This window comes from Paenibacillus lacisoli (assembly GCF_030580655.1).
GTDB lineage: Bacteria > Bacillota > Bacilli > Paenibacillales > Paenibacillaceae > Paenibacillus > Paenibacillus lacisoli.
This window is the reverse complement of sequence record NZ_JAUQTB010000011.1, coordinates 105,994-125,312: the sequence shown is the minus strand read 5'-3', so window position 1 is coordinate 125,312 and position 19,319 is coordinate 105,994. Positions and strand designations below refer to the sequence as shown.

At 49.6% G+C, this 19,319-nt stretch carries 17 protein-coding genes; 12 read left to right on the top strand and 5 right to left on the bottom strand.

Features of this window, described 5'->3' with window-relative positions; translation table 11 throughout:
- Positions 1–13 precede the first annotated feature (13 nt).
- From Q5741_RS16750 to Q5741_RS16735, 4 genes are all read left to right on the top strand, one after another.
- Positions 14–1,264 (top strand): glycosyltransferase family 2 protein, encoded by a 1,251-nt coding sequence (locus Q5741_RS16750; protein WP_305025270.1) that lies wholly within the window; start codon positions 14–16, stop codon positions 1,262–1,264.
- Positions 1,265–1,301: 37 nt separating this feature from the next.
- Complete coding sequence (locus tag Q5741_RS16745; protein ID WP_305025269.1) at positions 1,302–3,401, top strand: cellulose biosynthesis cyclic di-GMP-binding regulatory protein BcsB; 2,100 nt, start codon at positions 1,302–1,304, stop codon at positions 3,399–3,401.
- Complete coding sequence (locus tag Q5741_RS16740) at positions 3,398–4,252, top strand: diguanylate cyclase domain-containing protein (protein ID WP_305025268.1); 855 nt, start codon at positions 3,398–3,400, stop codon at positions 4,250–4,252. Before Q5741_RS16745 ends, Q5741_RS16740 begins: the two co-directional genes overlap by 4 nt.
- A gap of 215 nt (positions 4,253–4,467) precedes the next feature.
- A complete protein-coding gene (locus Q5741_RS16735; protein WP_305025267.1) occupies positions 4,468–4,761 on the top strand; it encodes a DUF6509 family protein in 294 nt (97 codons plus the stop codon).
- A 95-nt stretch (positions 4,762–4,856) separates the two neighbouring features.
- Here the strand turns inward: Q5741_RS16735 and Q5741_RS16730 are convergent, their stop codons facing one another.
- Together Q5741_RS16730 and Q5741_RS16725 are read right to left on the bottom strand one after the other, a co-directional pair.
- Positions 4,857–5,108, bottom strand: a complete 252-nt coding sequence (locus tag Q5741_RS16730; protein WP_305025266.1) for a hypothetical protein — start codon at positions 5,106–5,108, stop codon at positions 4,857–4,859.
- A gap of 16 nt (positions 5,109–5,124) precedes the next feature.
- The gene (locus tag Q5741_RS16725; protein WP_305025265.1) at positions 5,125–5,256 is read right to left on the bottom strand and encodes a hypothetical protein; all 132 of its coding nucleotides are present in this window, start codon (positions 5,254–5,256) and stop codon (positions 5,125–5,127) included.
- A gap of 169 nt (positions 5,257–5,425) precedes the next feature.
- Between Q5741_RS16725 and Q5741_RS16720 the strand changes: the two genes are divergently transcribed.
- Positions 5,426–5,959: a hypothetical protein gene (locus tag Q5741_RS16720; protein WP_305025264.1), complete on the top strand. Its 534-nt coding sequence runs from the start codon at positions 5,426–5,428 to the stop codon at positions 5,957–5,959.
- A gap of 56 nt (positions 5,960–6,015) precedes the next feature.
- On the opposite strand, the gene Q5741_RS16715 is transcribed toward Q5741_RS16720, so the two are convergent.
- Both Q5741_RS16715 and Q5741_RS16710 read right to left on the bottom strand, forming a co-directional pair.
- Positions 6,016–6,891, bottom strand: a complete 876-nt coding sequence (locus Q5741_RS16715) for an amidohydrolase family protein (protein ID WP_305025263.1) — start codon at positions 6,889–6,891, stop codon at positions 6,016–6,018.
- A 29-nt stretch (positions 6,892–6,920) separates the two neighbouring features.
- Positions 6,921–10,055, bottom strand: coding sequence for a GNAT family N-acetyltransferase (locus Q5741_RS16710; protein ID WP_305025262.1), 3,135 nt, complete (start codon positions 10,053–10,055; stop codon positions 6,921–6,923).
- A 311-nt stretch (positions 10,056–10,366) separates the two neighbouring features.
- On the opposite strand from Q5741_RS16710, the gene Q5741_RS16705 reads away from it, so the two are divergent.
- Positions 10,367–11,467, top strand: coding sequence for an NADH:flavin oxidoreductase (locus Q5741_RS16705; RefSeq protein ID WP_305025261.1), 1,101 nt, complete (start codon positions 10,367–10,369; stop codon positions 11,465–11,467).
- A 35-nt stretch (positions 11,468–11,502) separates the two neighbouring features.
- On the opposite strand, the gene Q5741_RS16700 is transcribed toward Q5741_RS16705, so the two are convergent.
- Complete coding sequence (locus tag Q5741_RS16700; protein WP_305025260.1) at positions 11,503–11,673, bottom strand: hypothetical protein; 171 nt, start codon at positions 11,671–11,673, stop codon at positions 11,503–11,505.
- Between the two features lie 21 nt (positions 11,674–11,694).
- Between Q5741_RS16700 and Q5741_RS16695 the strand changes: the two genes are divergently transcribed.
- The 6 genes from Q5741_RS16695 to Q5741_RS16670 all read left to right on the top strand — a co-directional run bounded on the left by Q5741_RS16695 (position 11,695) and on the right by Q5741_RS16670 (position 19,316).
- The gene (locus tag Q5741_RS16695) at positions 11,695–12,687 is read left to right on the top strand and encodes a substrate-binding domain-containing protein (protein ID WP_305025259.1); all 993 of its coding nucleotides are present in this window, start codon (positions 11,695–11,697) and stop codon (positions 12,685–12,687) included.
- Entirely contained in the window at positions 12,684–14,132 is a 1,449-nt protein-coding gene (locus Q5741_RS16690) for a sensor histidine kinase (RefSeq protein WP_305025258.1), read from the top strand. The genes Q5741_RS16695 and Q5741_RS16690 overlap by 4 nt, the downstream gene beginning before the upstream one ends.
- The gene (locus Q5741_RS16685; protein WP_305025257.1) at positions 14,110–15,459 is read left to right on the top strand and encodes an AraC family transcriptional regulator; all 1,350 of its coding nucleotides are present in this window, start codon (positions 14,110–14,112) and stop codon (positions 15,457–15,459) included. Before Q5741_RS16690 ends, Q5741_RS16685 begins: the two co-directional genes overlap by 23 nt.
- 258 nt (positions 15,460–15,717) lie before the next feature.
- On the top strand, positions 15,718–17,142 hold the full coding sequence (locus Q5741_RS16680; RefSeq protein WP_305025256.1) for a sugar porter family MFS transporter: 1,425 nt from the start codon (positions 15,718–15,720) through the stop codon (positions 17,140–17,142).
- Positions 17,143–17,170: 28 nt separating this feature from the next.
- A complete protein-coding gene (locus Q5741_RS16675; RefSeq protein WP_305025255.1) occupies positions 17,171–18,067 on the top strand; it encodes an ROK family protein in 897 nt (298 codons plus the stop codon).
- A gap of 268 nt (positions 18,068–18,335) precedes the next feature.
- A complete protein-coding gene (locus Q5741_RS16670) occupies positions 18,336–19,316 on the top strand; it encodes a glycoside hydrolase family 5 protein (protein WP_305025254.1) in 981 nt (326 codons plus the stop codon).
- Positions 19,317–19,319 lie beyond the last annotated feature (3 nt).

Below are 19,319 nucleotides of genomic sequence, written 5' to 3'. Positions count from 1 at the left end.
AGAGGCGGTATCTGTGACGATTGCCGACATTCTGATGCTGGTGGCTGTATTCTGTATTTGGTCGCTGCTTCTGGTAAATGTCGTTTTGATCATCGGCGGCTATTTTTATTACATGCAGATTGAGAAGGAAGACGTCCCTGCGATCGAAGGCGAAGCTCCGTTTGTCACCATCATGGTGCCCGCCCATAACGAAGGAATTGTCATTACGAAGACCGTAGAGTCACTGCTGGGTCTCGATTATCCGCATGATCGCTATGAGATCATTGTGATTAACGATAATTCTTCAGACAACAGCAGTGTACTGCTGGCGCAGCTTAAGGACCGTTATCCGGGACGGAATCTGATCATTATTAACACAGATGCGGTAACCGGCGGAAAAGGGAAATCTAATGCGCTGAATATCGGTTTTGCACAGAGTAAAGGCGAACTGATCGCCATCTATGATGCCGACAATACACCCGAGCGGACGGCATTGCGTTATTTGGTCGGAGAGATCATGAACGACCCGAAGCTGGGCGCTGTCATCGGCAAATTCCGTACCCGCAACCGGAATACGAATCTGCTGACCCGATTTATTAACGTAGAGACCTTGTCTTTCCAATGGATGGCGCAGGCCGGCCGCTGGAAATTGTTCAAGCTCTGCACCATTCCAGGCACGAACTTCATTATGAGGCGTCATATTGTTGAGGAGATTGGCGGTTGGGATGTCAAGGCCATCGCGGAAGATACAGAAATCAGCTTCCGAATCTATATGATGGGCTACCGGATCAAGTTCCAGCCCAAGGCGGTGACCTGGGAGCAGGAGCCGCAGACGGTCAGGGTGTGGTTCAAGCAGCGGACCCGCTGGGCAAAGGGGAATATCTACGTGATTGTCAAAAATACGCGGCTGCTCTTCAACCGTTCGGCCCGCAATATCCGGTTCGATATTTTATATTTCTTATCCATTTATTTTCTGCTGCTGACATCATTAATTATGTCCGATCTGCTGCTGATCCTGCATGCGATGGGGTATGTAACGACAACGATTGCCGGATTCAGCTCCTTTTTGTGGCTGCTGGCCATCATATTGTTTGTAGTAGGAACCTTCATTACGCTGGTTACAGAGAAAGGCGAAATGCGGATCTCCAATATCTGGATTATTCTTTTGATGTATGTATCCTATTGTCAAATGTGGATGGTAGTAGCTGCGTACGGCCTGTACAACTATATGAAAGACTTGTTATTTAAAAGGGAGGCGAAATGGTATAAAACCGAACGATTCTAGACAACGATGGCAGGCTTCAAGGATAGAGAAGATTAGTATGAGCTTTAACAGCCGCTTGGGCTGGATGGTGGCTCTGGTTCTGATTGCAGGCTGGCTGACAGCAGTGCCTGTAACCTATGGGGCTGCCCAGACGACAGCCCAATATGAGGTTCCATTTACAGATACAGACCGGGCTTTCTCCGGAACGACCTCTGTGAAACAGGAGTATTTCCAAATCGAGGATTACTGGAATGTGAGCCAGGTTCAAATCAATCTGGACTACAAGGCATCGCAGCTGACCCAGGGTACCCAGTCCAGCATAACCATGCTCCTAAACGGCAAAAATTTTTATTCATTCCGACCGGTCACCAATGATCAGGCGAGTCAGCACCTGACCGTAACGCTGCCTAAGGCCTGGCTGGTCAAGGGCAGCAATACGCTGACCCTGCAAGGACGGATGGAGAGTACATTAAGTGAGAATGTCTGTCCGCCGCAGGATAGCCTGGACAGCTGGTTTCAGCTGTATGACACTTCTGCTGTTGTTGTGTCTTACCAGTCGCTGACGACGACAGACAGCATTGCGGACTTCAGCCGCCATTTCGTTGGACGGGACACGATGCAGAATGCCTGGAATGCAGTGTCGGTACCAGCCAAGGCGGATCCGGCCGAGCTGGAAGCCGGTATCTATGCATTATCTGGATATGCCAGTCAGAACCCGTTAAAAGATAAAAATATTCCGCTGGTACCCATGGATACGGCCGGCTTGAAAGTGAAAAAGACCGTCATCATGGTCGCCAAACCTTCTCACCTTCCTGCCGAAATTCAGTCCAGCCTGAGCAGCGCCGATCTGAAGGGGACAGATTTGGGACAAGCAGCCCTTATTAAAGTCATGCATTATGCAGGACAGACTGTCATGGTCGTCACTTCAGACAATGATGATTTGCTTCGCAAGGCGGGCAAGTGGCTGGCGAATGCACAGCTTGTCCGGCAGGTGAAGGGGAGCTCGAAATTTATTCAAGCCAATACCGATACGGCCTCGCCGGCCGTGCCGATCAGCAGCCGGATCAGCCTGACCGAGAATGGCAGCAAGCTGACCGGGGAAGGGCATCAGGAGCAGGCCTTCTTTATTTCCTTGCCAGCCAATCGCTCCCTTGCTTCCGGAAGTAAAATATCAATGAATTTTCGATACGCACAGAACCTTGATTTTCAGCGGTCTATGGTAACCCTCCTGGTCAATGGCACGCCTATTGGAAGCAAGAAGCTGTCCTCCCAGATGGCTGACGGAGATACCCTGACATTAACACTGCCAGAGAACCTGAATGTCAGCGGCAACTTCACGGTAACGGCTGCATTTGATCTGGAGATGACAGATGCACCCTGCACCGTACGCTCAAGCGAACAGCCATGGGCCTTTATTTCTCCGGACTCTCTGCTGCAGCTAAATACAAAAGACCGGAATGAACTGCTCTTCAACGACTATCCGTATCCGTTCCTTCGGGATGGTGCCTATAATAAGATTGCCGTTGTTCTGCCGGCTGATCCTGATGAATATACGATCCGTGCCCTATCTAATGTATTCAATCTGCTTGGACAATATATGCAGAGCAATGCAGGAGACGTCCGGGTCTACAGCGACAATGTCAGCGATGCCGAACTGGGAAATGCACAGATTATTGCTATTGGCGGTTATACCAGCAACAAGCTGATCCGTGAAAACAATGACCACCTGTATTTCCGGTATGATTCGAAAGGGGCGGCGTTTGTATCCAATGAGAAAATGAGCCTGGATCCTGATTATGGGCAGCGTATAGGAGCCTTGCAGCTGATCTCTTCGCCTTACTCGGATGGGAATGGGTTGCTGGCTGTGACGGGAGCTTCCTCTGAATCCGTTTATCTTGCCTCCAAGCTGATTGCCAGTGATACGGCCAGATATAAAGTGTTCGGGGATGCCGTCATTACAGACAAGGATGGCGTCATTCAAGCTTTTCGTTTCAAGAAAGAAGCCGGTTCCAGCTCGGATGCTATCGGTACACGGCTGCTGCAGCGTACAGACGTGCTCTCTTTTACAGCGGTCGCGGTTATGCTGCTTGTACTCGTGCTGGTATCCCTGATCTTCATGATTCGCAAATACCGTAAGAGACGGAGGGAAGAGCCATGAGACGCAGCAGCTACCTGATGTCAGACGGAGCTCTTCTGCTGCTGTTTATTCTTTGCTTTATTGCCGTTGTCTTTACGGCGCAGGATCCCAATTTGTATTTTCAGAATATTGTCTTTCTCAATGCGGCTTTTCTAATCGCGATTATTACGTATTTCACGAGCCTTACGACAGGACTAATTCTGAATATTGTATTCATCTTCGGATATGGCACGTTTACCTTGTATCAAACGGTTGTGCGGGGCGATAGTGTGGGGATGCAAAATTACTTTTGGCTGATCATGACGCCGGCTTTTACGGTGGTAACCTGGATGCTGACCCAGGGAATCCGGCAGCTGCAGGAACAGAATAACCAGCTGCAGCGGACGAACAGTACACTGGCGACGATGGACGAGCATACCAATCTGAAGAACAGCCGCTCGTTTCAAAAGGATGCCACTGTGTTTATGGCACTCTCTAAGCGGTATGAAATTCCTTTAACGTTGATGGTGCTTAACGTGAAATATTGGGATGAGCTTAAGCGCATGATCAGTGCTGAACAGGTAACCGAGACGATCTATCAGGTTTCCCAGCTGAGTCAGACCAGCATCCGTTCCAACGATTCGCTATATATGCTGGGAACTGAGGATCATCCGACTTGGGGGTTGCTGCTGTTCACAGACCGCCCTGGAGCCAATGTGGTCGTCGACCGTCTGCGTTTAAAGATGCAGGAATTGAACCAGTCGGATCGTTCGCGGAAATACGAGGTTGAATTGAATCTGAAGATTGGTGCAGTTCAATATGAGGCAGAACATATGCCAACACCGATGGATCTGATCGTTCAGGCCAAAAAACAGTTAGAATATGATGTGTAGTTCTTTTGCCAGCAATATACTTGTTTATAAGGGTGTCTCTGAGGAGGCATCCTTTTAGCTTTTGCGCTTGATTGTTTAATACCTTTCGCCATGATCTGCTAGGCAGCCGGACAATAATGACGTATAATTTTGTAGATTGTACATGAAAATAGAAGTACCCTGCATATGAAGCCTCATATCCACCGGTACGGTTCTAAAATGAAAGGGATGGAGTCATGATCAGCTTTACCACCTGTGAAGTCGAGCTTGTCCGGGATGCCTTCGGGATTCTGAGTGGACAACGCTATGAATTTATTATTCAGACTGAAGTAGAAGAAGACGATGAATTGTTTAACGACAACGGCATTGTTGTCCGTGCCATTTATGTCGTAGATACCGACCGGGAAGGTCTGGTTAAATACGATCTGAATGAGAAGACGACCGGCACCTACCTTGATTTTGATCTCGAAGAAGAGGAAGAGCAGGCGCTCGAGGCCTACTGCCGCGAACATCTGCCTGAGGTTGGATGATCTAAGTCTCACGGTATCTGATTTATTACAAGAACACCAAGAAGCCCCGTCAGGCCAGGAAGCTGGCTGAGGAGGCTTTTCTTCGTTTATGTTGGTTATTTTCGCAAAAAAGCATTAATCAGCTCGGCAACGCTAATATTGTCAAGTTCCTCCGCGATCCGGTCAGCTTTATTTTTCTTGCGGATCGATCCGGTCAATACGATCTGGATTTGCTGATTACGATCAAGCAGGATGGAATCGACGTCCAGCACATTGGCCAGCAGGCCCACGATGACGGCAATTTGCTGCGGACTCAGGGATTGAGCTTTTTTGCTGTTTTGAGAACTGCCATTCCCGTTTCCCGCCATAACGTCACCATCCAGTTCAGACTATTACTGTAGGTGTATTCCCGCCGCTGCTGCCATCTTCATTCTCACCGAGCCCCAGCGCAAAGGATACAATCACCACAATCAACACAATGAGCGTGATCAGCCGCTCTTTCTCGTCTTGGTTCATATTCGTTCACTCATTCCATCCATGATGTGTTCCCTCTATCATATGTCAGCAAGGAAGCGGCGTTCCTTTTCTGCCTTGAAATGGACGAACTACCGGGAGACGATGGCTGACTGCGAACATCATTACCATCCAAACAGATCAAAACTGTTACTGATAAGGAGATGTCAACATGCTGTATGATCCGACCATATTTGAGAACGTGAAGGTGGCTTTGGAGAATGAAATTTACGATTTGGATAATCTAAGCCAGGCTGTTGTTATTCAGGGACGTCAGGATCTGATGGATCTGGCTGTCCTGTCCCGCAGGTTTATGCTGGCATTCGCACTTCCGCAGCATTTCGGTATTACTGCGGAAGTGGAATTATCATCATCTCTTCATGATCTGGCAGGTGAACTGCTGCAGCTGGCCGGGACGGAACCGATCGGCTGCAGACTGGATATCCGCTTTCGTATGAAGCTCCGTGAACCGGAGGCTGTCTGCGCGCAGATCTCATCCGTACTATCCGGCATCTGGGGTCCGGAGCCCCGGATCGCACAGCACCTCACATACACTTTTGGAACCGAAGGGTATCTCAACAGAATCGACGTAACCTTTGACCGCAAAATAGGGGAAGAACAAATGGATGATCTTGCGGAACTGCTGGATTATGTGCTGAGATCTTTAAGAGCATTGCATGAGCTAGACACCCAGAATGAACAATAATTCATGAGCCGAACAGAAGAAGGGGAGAAGCGGTATATATGCGCTTCTCCCCTTTTTTAAATCAATCCAAGCCGCTTCAATCCTTGATCCAGTTTTGGGAACAGCCGCAGTGCATTGTGATAGAAGACAAGTTCCCAATGTTCATCGGGTATCAGGTTCTTCACGAAACGAATATAAGAATGAATGGGTACCAGAGGCCAGTCGGTTCCGAAGACAAGACGGTCATATTTCTCTGCGAACACAATGGCTCTGCGAAAATGGTCCGTATAGGTTTGTTCCTTCATTAACCGGTTCACCTTGGCATTGTCGCCAACGATCCAGCCTGACAGATCCGTATACAGGTTTGGATTCTTCTCCAGCATGGCGGCTGTGTCCATCACCCAAGGATCTCCAAGATGACAGATCATGAAGTTAATATCCCGGTGCTTCATAATGGCCTCTTCCATAGACAGCGGATGGGAATACTTGAGCAAGCCGCGGTCGGAATAGGTCAGGCCTCCGTGAATCACTACCGGCAGGTGATATGCAGCGGCCAGCTCATAGACCGGATCATAGACTGCATCACTAACAGAGAAATGATAATAACCGGCATACAGCTTGATTCCTACTACATCATCCCGTTGAAGAGCATTCTCAAGTGCGCTCAATTGCCCATCCGATTGCAGGGTTAGCGGGTTAATGCCAACACAGGTGAAAATAGATTCCGGCAGGCCTCCTCGCAGGTCCAGTTCCATCGGATTCGCAGAGCTATCGTCGGGAAATCCACCGGGTTCCACCTCGGTTACGCCCATTCCGACTCCAGCGATGATACCTGATCGCTTGAACTCGGCGGCCAGGCCTGCAGCTGTATAGTCGACCTTGGCGAGGTCACGGGCTGTCTCGTAAAAGCTCTCAATTTCTGAGTAGTGAATATGGGCATCAATCATTCGCATGATCGTTGACTCCTTTCCATCGATGTCATTTATTTGGCAGGGAGCAGGAAGCGCAGCTGGCGAAGATCATCATAAGCTGCGTTCTGAGCGGTTGTCTCACTGATAATGAAGAAGAGCGGATTCGTGATCAGGGAATCGTTATGAGACCCATAATAGCTGTCCTGGATGATGGAAGACAAAACCTGGTTATCCATATAGAAATAATGATGGCCCTGCCGCGGGTCAGCAATCAGCGTAAGCTGCTCCTTCACTTCTGTGGAGTAAAAGTGAGCTGCACCGTTAACTTTCTGCTCATTATCAAAGAGGCCTGCTTTATAGGCAAATTCCTCTCCTGAAGCTTCACGTACCTTGACCCCGCTGCGGCGAAGCTCATCTCCTGGCCCATAGTTCACCCACGTACTCAGATCAAAATGTTCAAGCGTCTTATCCTCCGGAAACTCTACATGGACGGCATAAGCTACGACAGGAGCACCTGGCAGCAGGAGATAGTACTGGTGAAACCGAAGCCCTGTGTACTGCTTGTGTTTATCAAAACTCACGGATACACGGATGCCGGACCAATGGTTTCCATGCTGGTCCTGGAGTTCCGCAAACGAAGCGCTGCGGGGCTCTTCCATCATGGAGCGGAAGGACACATCATCGAATCGGGAGGCGATTCCCCCAAGCCATGGATTCCACCATGCTTTGGCATGAACCTGCGGGAATGAGGATTCCAGCCATTCTTTGCCGTGATAGGAAATGGAATAGAGTGACGGAGCATAAGCTGCTGCCGCGCTGATACGAACACTTCCATTATCTGCGCTAATCACTTCGAGATCATGCGCCCGGGTAGTTTCCAGCTGTACGGGTACTTGTCCGAGCGGGAAAAATATACGTGGTCTGCTTGTTGTATAGACATCCAGATCCAGCCCGATGATAGCCTGGTCCACTTCGGCTGCTGTGGTCAACTCTACCGGCATAGAAGAATGAGAAGGCGAACTCCCTCCGGACAGGACCTGCTGTATCGGTGCAAAGCTTCCTTTATCAGATACAGCCGAGACCGAGCCATCGAGATTGACATTTTTGTGCTCCACGATCTCGATATTAAAGGTACCCTTAACAAAAGGGTTTCCACCGTTCAGCAAAATGTCCAGGTGATCGTTCAGTTTGGATGAGAGCGGTGACGAGGATCCACGGGCAAAAGATCTTAATTCCTGCCAGCTCCCGAACGTGTTCAGGCTTATATAGACCGAAGCTGTCCGGATCAACGGGTCTGCGGGGGAACCTTCCAGCGTCTGTTCTACAGCAAACCGGTAACCTTCCTTGATCAGGCGGGCAGAAGCTGGCCAGCACAGACCATGAGATTGTTTATTGTCCCGCATGAAGAACCAGTTTTCATGGATGTTCTCAGTTTTCCAGTATTCTGCATTGATCGCAGCGGCACCTGGGGACAAGTCATAAAAGCCCTGATTGTAGGGAATTACACCACACTCCATGCTCGTATGGAACAGTTCACGCATACTTAATTCACCGGAAGCATCCCCGTCCTGAGGTTTAGAAATAAGAAAATACCTTTCCAGAAGCCCGCTGCTGTATAGCTTGGCAGTCAGGACAAGTGTACGATCTTGAAGCTGCTTCATACGGTAGGATGCTTTAAGAGTGACAGATTCAGCGCCGTATTCATGTTCAATCTGAAAAGGCCGCTGATCCATGAACTCATTACGGAACGGGGGACCGAACTTAGGGAAATACAAAGTGGTTCTGCCATAACGCATTCCGATGGTCTTAAGTGTCAGGGTCAGGTTATGTTTATGCAAATGGGCGGTATAGGCACCGCTGCCGATGATCCACTCATCCAGGGTTTCTCCGTCAAATAAGCCGGTGTGGCCCTGAACCAGCTTGCTCACTTCGCAGGTCAAGTCCATAACTTCACCGCCGCTGTATGCCTGGATGCGGACCTGCTCAGCATATAGACCGGTCGCAAGGACTTTGGCTTCAATCGGAATGACTGCACGACCCTGCGGTGGAAGGATCATATCCTGTTCCGGTTGTTTCCATTCCAGCAGCCCGCCCTCCGGAAGAGTGAATACGAACCGGGTTTCTTCATCATAATGATTTTCCACATTGAGCTCGAAGGCTGCGGTCTGTCCAGTCACAAAGTCGGACAGCTCTGAGTTCAGCTTCAGGGTCACGGGAAATGCCGGATACACCCCTGTCCTGAAATCCGCACGCCTTCCATTGATGGTCAAGCGGGCTTCCACTACCGGATGGGTACGCCATTTGTTCGGTTCCTCTGATATTTCATTCACCTTGAAGAACGCCTGCACTTGGGATGTGCCTGTCGTTTCGATGTGTTCATGTATATTAAAATCAATACTTTCATTACTGACACCTTCAATCTCAACGGTCAGCGGCTGGCCGTCTTTGCTGATGATGTCATAACTAATCTCATACCTCTTGCCAAAAGGAAGGCGGTGTTTGGAAATCTCGGCAGCGATTCTGTACGTATCTGTCTCAATGAAGCGGATGCCTCTGCCCGTACGCTCGAATTCTACAGAGAGATAACGGCCGTCGCGTTCCCATTCATATGTAAAATAATCAAAGCCGTTCTCTCCGCTGCCATCCGGCGTTACACTGAGATCACGTTTGCCATCTTCATACCAGTCAGCCTGCTCGAAAAAGGGCAGAAGGGCTTCGGTCTGAAGAACGGCCGGAATGAAATTCATCAGGTGCGTGGTTTCGTCACGTCGTTCCCAGAAGAAACCACATTTTTTGTAGGTGGGGACTGCTTTGGTATTCCCTGCCCATGTGTACAAGTCCAGTCTTGGCCAGCCCATATCGATCGTCTGCTGTACGGCATTCAGCACCAGAGCCTTGCCGACCTTGCGTCCATGAAAGTCGGGACGTACGTTCAAGAGAGGGATGTACAACGCCCCGCGGTCTTCTTGGTAATAAGAGAAGCTGCAAAAGCCGATAACCTCGTCCTGCTGCACAGCCAGAAAAGTTTTCAGGTTCGGGCTGTTCTCCATTTCTTCCATGATGCCTTCCTCTGTCTGAAGCACATGATCTCCCCCCCAGCTGTCGCTGCTGAGGTTCCACATGTCTGCCAAGGATTTTGCATACTTCGCTTCGTATTCTACAATTGTAAAGCTTTTCTGAACCGCTTCATCCAAATGTGACGTCATGCCTCATCCTCCTATGATCACCAAGGGATCCAATCCTGTCCGGAAACAGGAAAAGCCCCAATAATGGTTTAATATACCAAATGGTAGTTTCAGCATAACTGATAATGGTTACAGTTTCCATGCGGATCAGCGGTAACTTTGAATTAAGCAGAACGTTCCCTATGATTAGAGCATGAATGGAACTGCGAATTCCATTCTTCAGAAATTTGAATCATCCCCTCGGAATCTGTTATTCTGGTTCTGGTAAGTTTTACGCAATTAAAATGATATAAATCGGTTTGATAAATCACCGTTCTGGGGAGGAAATAACAATGAGTATGGAAATTTTGTTCCAGCCTTTCAAAACAGCGAATCTGTCTTTGCCTAACCGGATCGTCATGGCTCCCATGACACGCGGGTTTTCGCCTGGCGGTGTCCCTGGCCAGGAGGTAGCTGAATATTACCGCCGCCGTGCTGCTGGCGGCGTAGGACTCATTATTACAGAAGGTACAGGCGTAGATCATCCGGCCGCTGTCAGCGGTGACAGCATTCCGCTGTTCCACGGTGAGGAATCCCTCGCTGGCTGGCGTAAGGTGGTGGAGGCTGTTCACAGTGAAGGGGGAGCCATTATGCCGCAGCTGTGGCATGTCGGTATGGCCCGTAAGGCCGGAGATCTTCCGAATGCTGATGCTCTTCCTATCGGGCCTTCTGGCCTGAATGGCCAGGGTGAACAGGTCGGCGATCCGATGACCGAGGCAGAGATTGCCGGCGTTGTTGCTGCATTTGCTAAGGCTGCAGCCGATGCGAAAGCCATCGGCTTTGACGGCATTGAAATTCACGGTGCACATGGTTATCTGATCGACCAGTTTTTCTGGGAAGAGACCAACAAACGCACAGATCGCTACGGTGGTGACTTGGTCGGCCGGACCCGCTTTGCGGCAGAAGTCGTTGAGGCCTGCCGCCGCGCCGTAGGACCAGATTTTCCTATGGTATTTCGATTCTCGCAGTGGAAAATGTATGACTATAATGCCAAGCTGGTACAGAATCCCGATGAACTGGGACGTTTTCTGGCACCGCTCGTACAGGCCGGCGTAGATATTTTCCACTGCTCTACCCGCCGTTTCTGGCTGCCTGAATTCGAAGGGTCTGAATTAAATCTGGCTGGATGGACGCAAAAGCTGACGGGTAAGCCAGCCATTTCGGTAGGATCGGTTGGACTGGATGCGGAATTTACCAGCCGCGGCGAAGAGACAGCGGCAAGACCGGATGCGCATGTTGAACCACTGGCCGCGCAGATGGAACGCGGGGATTATGATCTCATCGCGATCGGGCGTGCACTGCTCAGTGATCCGGCATGGCCGAACAAGCTCCGTAAAGGACAGATTGACGAAATCGTTCCGTTCACCCGGGATGAGTTGGGTACACTGAAATAAGGCAAGTGCAGGACTATTCGCCATCCTATAGGAAGTTAACCGGGGCCTTTATCCGTCATTGACGGATAAAGGCCTTCGTGGTTTTCACGTTCAGCATTTAAAGTGATCGATATCCATTTAGGCTCCTGCACATTTTCTGTATAATAGGGTATACTTAATTTTTTTACAGCAACTATGAAGAAGGCAGCCAATAAGTCTGCATTCATGATCAAGAAGGAGCCGCTGCTATGTCCCGCGTTAACATTCCCCGTACATGGGGGGTTGGAATAATTATCTTGTTCGCTTGCTTCACCGGGCTGCTCATCCCGTTTCTCCTGGCAAACGTACATCTGCATGAGCTGGTTCAGCCTGCTGCTGCAGGGAGCGCTACCCAACCCCGTGTTGTGCTCATCGGCCAGGAGCTGGATAATCCGTACTGGAGAAAGGTCGAGCAGGGGGCAGCCGAGGCGGCGAATCAACAGCATATCACTTTGGAGTACACCGGGCCGCTGCGGATTAACCCGGAGGAACAGGTCAGCCTGCTTGCGAAGGCGGTTGCATCCCGGCCTGCTGCTATTATGGTACAGGGGATTCATCAGCCGGAGCAGAAAGCATGGATCGATAAAGCGGCTGCACTCGGGATTCCGGTCATTACACTGGATGCGGATGAACCGGGTAGCCGCCGTCTTGCCTATATAGGAACTGATAACTATGAAGCCGGCCGTAAGATGGGGCAGTATATTGCCAAGTACAGCAGCGGCCGGGGAAGCATTGGCGTAATGGTATCGAATTTCCAATCGTACAGTCAGCAGCTGAGACTGAAGGGTTTCCGGTCGGTCATTGCCGAATATCCGCATATGCGAATATTAGAAGTAACCTCTTCAGAAAATTCACGTCTGCAGGCTGCCCAGCGAAGTGAAGAGCTGTTGAAAAAAGATCCTCATCCGGAAAGTCTGGTAGGCTTCAGCTCGCTGGATGGGCTTGGTATTTTGGAGGCCGCCGAGCGGACCGGATCATCTGCAGGCATATTTGCCTTTGATGATCTGGATGAGACGCTGCAGGCAGTCCGTGAGAACCGCATCGACTTGACTTTGATTCAGCAGCCATACCGTATGGGATATGATGGGGTCACAATGATTCGGGATTATTTGAGCGGAAAAGCTTCGCCAGGCAAAAAATATACAGAAATTTCGGTTATGGCCAGTCCTTCCTTTATGAAGGCGGAAGGGAAGACGCCATGACGATACGCCGAAAGCTGCTGGTTTTTATTCCGCTGCTTGTACTGCTGGTGAATCTGGTGACCTTCTTCTTCTTCGAGAGCGGCAAGGGGGTTCAGGACAGCTATGACAGGATGATGGTCCGTATTCTGTTATATAAGCAGTCGGTCCAGACCGCGGAGGATCACCTTCAGCGCTTGTATACGTATCTGCTTAACCCGGATGAACGAACGAAGACTGATCTGGAACATTCCCGTTCAAGCATGCAGCAGATGAAAGCAGACATTGCTCAATTGGAAGCTGCTTCACCACAGGCCTCTTCTGTTGAAGGATATTTAAATACATGGAGCACTTATTTGTCCCAAGAGCAATCTGCCCTGCAGGCAGCGTCCACCGATTCTTTGTCAGCGGCGCTGTCAGATTATGAAGAAGCCGAACAGACCATGGCTTTTATCCGGGAAGAAGGAATTTCCCTCGTCAATGAAGAGCTGGATTATTACCAGCCGCTTTACCGGCAAATTCAGTTGGAGACCCGGAAGATCCACACGCTCGGCGCAGCACTTTTTACCGTGAACGCGCTGTTAAGTGTTGTGATTGCTATCTGGATTTCGCGCAGTATCACCGTTCCCGTCTCGAGGCTGGTAGCCAGAGCACAAGAAGTGGCGGAGGGCAAGCTGGACCTCAAGCCGGTGCCCGAGCCGAATACAGATGATGAACTGGGGATTTTGTCGGATGCAGTTGACCAAATGGCCGCTGATCTGCTGGTGATGATGGAAAAAGAGAAAGAAAGCCTGGAGAAAGACAGGCTGGTGAAGGAGCTCGAGCTGCAGGCGCTGCAGAGCCAGATTAATCCGCACTTTCTGTTCAATACCTTGAATGTTCTTTCGAAGCTGGCCCTGTTGGAGGGAGCTGAGCAGACCAGTGATCTGATTGTATCCATGTCCAATCTGCTCAGGTATAATCTGCGGAGCCTTGATCAGCCGGTCACTCTGGAGAATGAGCTGAAACATGTGGATGAATATATCGCGATACAGAAAGCCCGTTTCCGGGACCGTGTTCAATTTGAGACCGATATTGATAAGTCTGTCCTGCAGATCCTGGTTCCGTCCTTGACGATTCAGCCGATCATCGAGAATGCCTTTATGCATGGTATCGATCACATGGAACAGGGAGGAGTGATCAGGCTCGCCATCAGGCGCCTAGGTCAGGAGGTCCTGATTTCTATTGCTGATAATGGAGCAGGGATGGAAGAGGAAACAAGAAAATCTCTGCTGGAGCTCAAAGACAAAGAGATCAGCCGTACCTCTACCGGCATTGGTACCCGCAATGTATTCAAGCGCCTGGCCCTGTTCTACGGAAAAGATGATCTGGTCGAGATCAGCAGCGAACCGGGAAAGGGAACCGAGATCAGATTTAGAATTCCGCTGACAGAGGAGGGGGGCATTTATGTACAAAATATTAATAGCTGACGATGAAGCACTCGAACGGGAAGGTCTGGAGTGGATTATCGATCATATGCTGAAAGAGAATTTCCGTATCATTCATGCGGAGAATGGCCGCAGGGCTATTGAATTGGCAGAGGAAGAGCATCCGCATATCGTCTTGATGGATGTGAATATGCCAGGTATCCGCGGCCTTGATGCAATTCGGGAGATCAAGGAAAGCCTGCCGGATACGAAGTTTGTTCTCGTTACCGCCTATGATTATTTTGCGTATGCTAAAGAGGCACTGTCCTTGGGAGTTAAGGAATACATTGTTAAGCCGGCGAAAAGGAACGAAGTTGTCGAAATTCTGCAGCAGCTCGTTCAGGAACTGGACGAGGAAAAACGCAGACGACAGGAACATCTGGAGCTGAAGAACAAAGTATCCCAGCTGGTACCGCTGGCTGAGAATGAACTGGCCCTCATGATTATGGTGCACCAGACAGGAGACAGTGATGCAGCCCAATTGGCGGAATGGCTCGATTTTCCGCTGGGTACCGGATGTTCGATGGTCGCCGCTCTTGCAGAAAGTCCCACACAGCTGGATGAGAAGAGGCTGTACGACTTCATTCGCAGTTACACCAAAAGCAGCGGCATGGAATGCATTCTCAGTTCGCTGATTGACCAGCATATTGCCATTTTCCTGACGGCTCCCCGAAATCCGGATCAGCATGCCGGCTGGATGGATGAGGTTAAGCGGTTTGGTGAAGATCTCTGCCTGCGAGTCGAACGGCAGGTGGAATGGTCAACGTCAATCTCGGTTGGAGTGGGATCACTGTGCGAGGGAGCGGACGGATTGCATCAATCTTATTTTGAAGCCGTCTTTGCTTCCGCTTATTATGAGCAGGGGGGCAAGGTATGCCGGTTCGATGATCTCCGCAATGGCGAAGGGGAAGCCTACAAGGTCTCTTCCCTTTCGGACGGGCAGCACCGGCTGCACCGATCTTATGTCGCCACCGCGCTTCAGCGAAGCCGGGAAGAAAGGGAACAGGAGACCATCACTGTACTAGACAGAGCCAGACAGTACATTCTGCAGCGCTACACAGAAGAGCTGTCACTCGAGGATGTGGCGGAACATGTTCACCTGAATCCCTACTATCTGAGCAAAATTATGAAACAGCAGTTTGGAGAAAGTTTTATCGATCTGCTGACCCGGCTGCGCATTGAAAAGGCCAAAGAAATCATGTCCTCCGAGCAGTTGAGTCTAAAGGAGGTCTGCTTCGAGGTTGGCTACAAGGACCCTAATTATTTCAGCCGGGTATTTAAAAGGGTGACAGGTATGACACCGACAGAGTATCGCAATCAGTTGAGGTAGCTGTTGGAGCGGGGAAGTTCAGCCTGAATGAACAAATATTTATTCATTTTCAGTCCATGTCCGTGAGACATGGACTTTTTTGTGCTTCCCTGCACAAAATAATGCTAGTTTGAACGAATAAAACGGCAGGATGTTCACGAACTTAAGGATGTGCAGGAAGAGAGCAGAAAAGTGCTGGAGATAATAACCTGCACCCCTAACAGGCAATGATATAATTTGACCTGGATTGTTACAGGAAAGAGAAAGGGGAGATTCCATATGTCATCCGTAACTGTGGAAGATCGTAAGCAACAAGTGAATATGGAGACTCATCCGCAAGGAAACGAAGATAAGCCCAACATGGTGTTCGTTACGCTGGTATCCATTGTAGCTGCGCTTGGCGGACTGCTGTTTGGTTTCGATACTGCGGTCGTGTCGGGGGCGCTTGGTTTTCTGACGCAAAATTTTCACTTGAGTGATCTACAGCAGGGTTTTGCTGTTTCAAGTATTATTCTGGGTGCCATTGTCGGCGCAGCGACATCAGGGATGTTTAGTGACCGTTTTGGGCGCAAAAAGATGCTGATTGCCGCGGGATTGATATTTATTGTAGGTACGATCGGGACTGCCTTGCCGACAACCTTTTCGATGTATATTGTTTCCCGTATCATTGGCGGTGTAGGTATCGGTTTTACATCTGCACTATGTCCTCTTTACAATGCCGAGATTGCGCCGGCCAAATATCGTGGACGTCTGGTTGCTCTTAATCAGCTGGCCATTGTAACCGGTATTTTTCTTGTCTATTTCGTGAACCTCTGGATTGTTAGCAGTGGTAACGATTACTGGGATGTAACTATGGCATGGCGCTGGATGTTTGGGGTTGGTGTTATTCCGGGCCTGCTCTTCGTCATCCTGCTGTTCTTCGTACCGGAAAGCCCAAGATGGCTGATTAAGCAGGGACGCCCTGCCGAGGCGCTGCCGATTCTCATCCGTGTGAACGGTGAAACGCTCGCAAGGGAAGAAGTGCTTACGATCAAGGAAACATTCAAAGAAGAAGAAAAGGGCGGTTCATTCCGCGATCTGTTCAAACCCGGCCTGCGCTGGGCGCTTCTGATCGGTGTGCTGCTGGCCGCGTTCCAGCAAATTACAGGCATTAACGCAATCATGTATTATGCACCGGAAATCTTCAAACAGGCTGGCATGGGAGCCAATGCTTCATTGGTACAGACGATTGCGGTCGGTTTTGTCAATCTGGTCTTTACAATTCTGTCCTTGTGGCTGGTTGACAAAGTGGGACGTAAAGCACTGCTCATTACCGGTTCTGCGGCCATGATGGTTTGTCTGACTGTTATCGGTTTCGCATTCTATACCGGTCATACATCAGGTCCGCTGCTGCTCGTTTTTGTTCTTCTGTATGTTGCATCGTTCGCCGTATCGTTGGGAGCGGTACTATGGGTAGTCTTGTCCGAGATTTTCCCAAGCAGTATCCGCGGCAAAGCGGTTGCGATCGGTACGATGACACATTGGATTGGCGACTATGTTGTTTCCCAATCCTTCCCGCCAATGCTGCGCTCGCTGGGAGGAGCACCAACATTCTGGCTGTTCGCGTTTATGGCACTGCTCTGCGTTCTGTTTGTATGGCGTGCGCTGCCGGAGACGAAAGGGAAATCACTGGAAGATATCGAGAATATGTGGACTGTTAAATAACTGCATCATGGGTTAGGGGAGATTTAAAATGCGTATTGGAGCTATTGAAGCCGGGGGAACCAAATTTGTATGCGGGATCGGCAATGAACATGGAGAGATCGAAGACCGAATCAGCTTTCCCACAGATCGGCCTGAAAAAAATATGAGTGAGGTCATTTCTTACTTCGAGGGTAAAGGTGTGGAAGCGATCGGTATCGGGACATTTGGTCCAATTGATCTGAATCCCGAAAGTGAAATGTACGGCTGTGTGACCAGCACACCAAAGCCGGGGTGGTCAGGTTTTCCTTTCCTGCCTACACTGCAAAAGGCATTTAACGTTCCTTTTGGCTGGGACACAGATGTTAATGCAGCAGCATATGGCGAGGCTGTATGGGGTGCCGCTCAAGGGCTGGACAGCTGTGTATATTACACGATTGGAACAGGTGTCGGAGTCGGAGTATATACCGAAGGCAAACTGGTTCACGGTTTAGTTCATCCGGAAGGCGGCCATATTATGACCCGTCGTCATCCGCACGATCATTTCGAAGGTAACTGCCCTTTCCACAACGATTGTCTGGAAGGGATGGCTGCAGGCCCCGCTATTGAGAAGCGCTGGGGTGTCAAAGGTCATGAACTGCCGGCAGATCACGAAGCATGGGAGATGGAGGCATTTTATCTAGGCCAAGCCATTGCCGGAACCATTCTGATGCTGAGTCCCAAAAAAGTTATTCTGGGCGGAGGCGTGATGCATCAGGAACAGCTGCTTCCATTGATTAGAGCTGAGGTTCAGCGTGCCCTGAACGGCTACGTGGTTGCAGATGAGCTGAAGGGCCGTATTGACGAGTACATTGTGACTCCTGGGCTTGGAGATAATGCCGGCTTGAGCGGTGCATTGGCGCTTGGCAAAGCCGCAGCCGAGAAAAAACTTAACTTGCTGAACGGATAAATAAAGTTTTTATTTTACATCTTTTACGCCCTGCCAGGTATTCCTGGCAGGGCGTTTTTTTACCTGGTTTACGAAGCGGGTTAGGAATTACATATTCAAGCTTGACTTGTAAACGTTTCCATTTTATGATGTTAGCAAGAAATAACCTTAACGATAAGTTAATATATAATACCTTTTGGCATCAGCATTGCTGGTTTTGACTCTGGGCCTCTATGGCGCCTTGATGGCCTGGAGTTAAAATAAAAAAATCATTTCAGGAGGTACAAGCATGGTCAAAAAGCAAAAATTTTGGATCACCCTTATGGCCGCTTTACTTGTAATAGCGGGATGGGGGCATCAAGCGCCCAAAGCGGCTGCAGCTTCAGGTTTTTATGTAAGCGGCACCAAGTTATACGACTCCACCGGTAAAGCTTTTGTCATGCGGGGGGTTAACGACCCTCATTCCTGGTACAAAAATGATCTCAGCAAAGCCATCCCGGCTATCGCAGCTACAGGCTCAAACACCGTGCGCATCGTGCTCTCGAATGGAACTCAATATACCAAAGATGATCTGGCTTCCGTAAAGAATATCATTGCGCTTGTAAATCAATATAAGATGATTGCCGTTCTGGAAGTTCATGACGCGACAGGAAAAGACGATTATACCTCACTGGATAATGCCGTGAATTACTGGATCAGCATCAAGGATGCCCTGATCGGCAAGGAGGACCGTGTTATCGTCAATATTGCGAATGAATGGTACGGGACCTGGAATGGAAGCGTCTGGGCCGACGGATACAAGAAGGCCATACCGAAACTCAGAAATGCTGGTATCAAAAATACACTAATCGTAGATGCAGCAGGGTGGGGGCAATATCCTCAATCCATCGTCGACTATGGTCAGTCTGTGCTGGCGGCAGATTCGTTAAAAAACACTATGTTCTCCATTCATATGTATGAATACGCCGGCAAGGACGACGCGACCGTCAAGGCTAATATGGAAAATGTGCTGAATAAAGGACTGGCCCTGATAATCGGAGAATTTGGCGGACAGCATATTAATGGCGATGTAGACGAAGCGGCGATCATGAAATACGGCAAGGAGAAAGGCGTAGGCTGGCTGGCCTGGTCCTGGTACGGCAACAGCTCAGACCTCAGCTATCTCGATATGGCGACAGGTCCGAATGGAAGCTTGACCAGCTTTGGCAATACGGTGGTTAACGGAACGAACGGAATTAAACAAACTTCGGTGAAGGCAGGTATTTTTTAAAAG

What these genes read in the sequence shown, in the direction of transcription:
- Q5741_RS16735 (WP_305025267.1), top strand. Translation starts at nt 4,468, where the DNA reads ATGATCAGCTTTACCACCTGTGAAGTCGAGCTTGTCCGGGATGCCTTC.
- Q5741_RS16695 (WP_305025259.1), top strand. Translation starts at nt 11,695, where the DNA reads ATGTCCCGCGTTAACATTCCCCGTACATGGGGGGTTGGAATAATTATC.
- Q5741_RS16725 (WP_305025265.1), bottom strand. Translation starts at nt 5,256, where the DNA reads ATGAACCAAGACGAGAAAGAGCGGCTGATCACGCTCATTGTGTTGATT.
- Q5741_RS16720 (WP_305025264.1), top strand. Translation starts at nt 5,426, where the DNA reads ATGCTGTATGATCCGACCATATTTGAGAACGTGAAGGTGGCTTTGGAG.
- Q5741_RS16705 (WP_305025261.1), top strand. Translation starts at nt 10,367, where the DNA reads ATGAGTATGGAAATTTTGTTCCAGCCTTTCAAAACAGCGAATCTGTCT.
- Q5741_RS16690 (WP_305025258.1), top strand. Translation starts at nt 12,684, where the DNA reads ATGACGATACGCCGAAAGCTGCTGGTTTTTATTCCGCTGCTTGTACTG.
- Q5741_RS16700 (WP_305025260.1), bottom strand. Translation starts at nt 11,673, where the DNA reads ATGAATGCAGACTTATTGGCTGCCTTCTTCATAGTTGCTGTAAAAAAA.
- Q5741_RS16675 (WP_305025255.1), top strand. Translation starts at nt 17,171, where the DNA reads ATGCGTATTGGAGCTATTGAAGCCGGGGGAACCAAATTTGTATGCGGG.
- Q5741_RS16730 (WP_305025266.1), bottom strand. Translation starts at nt 5,108, where the DNA reads ATGGCGGGAAACGGGAATGGCAGTTCTCAAAACAGCAAAAAAGCTCAA.
- Q5741_RS16740 (WP_305025268.1), top strand. Translation starts at nt 3,398, where the DNA reads ATGAGACGCAGCAGCTACCTGATGTCAGACGGAGCTCTTCTGCTGCTG.
- Q5741_RS16715 (WP_305025263.1), bottom strand. Translation starts at nt 6,891, where the DNA reads ATGCGAATGATTGATGCCCATATTCACTACTCAGAAATTGAGAGCTTT.
- Q5741_RS16710 (WP_305025262.1), bottom strand. Translation starts at nt 10,055, where the DNA reads ATGACGTCACATTTGGATGAAGCGGTTCAGAAAAGCTTTACAATTGTA.
- Q5741_RS16680 (WP_305025256.1), top strand. Translation starts at nt 15,718, where the DNA reads ATGTCATCCGTAACTGTGGAAGATCGTAAGCAACAAGTGAATATGGAG.
- Q5741_RS16685 (WP_305025257.1), top strand. Translation starts at nt 14,110, where the DNA reads ATGTACAAAATATTAATAGCTGACGATGAAGCACTCGAACGGGAAGGT.
- Q5741_RS16670 (WP_305025254.1), top strand. Translation starts at nt 18,336, where the DNA reads ATGGTCAAAAAGCAAAAATTTTGGATCACCCTTATGGCCGCTTTACTT.
- Q5741_RS16745 (WP_305025269.1), top strand. Translation starts at nt 1,302, where the DNA reads ATGAGCTTTAACAGCCGCTTGGGCTGGATGGTGGCTCTGGTTCTGATT.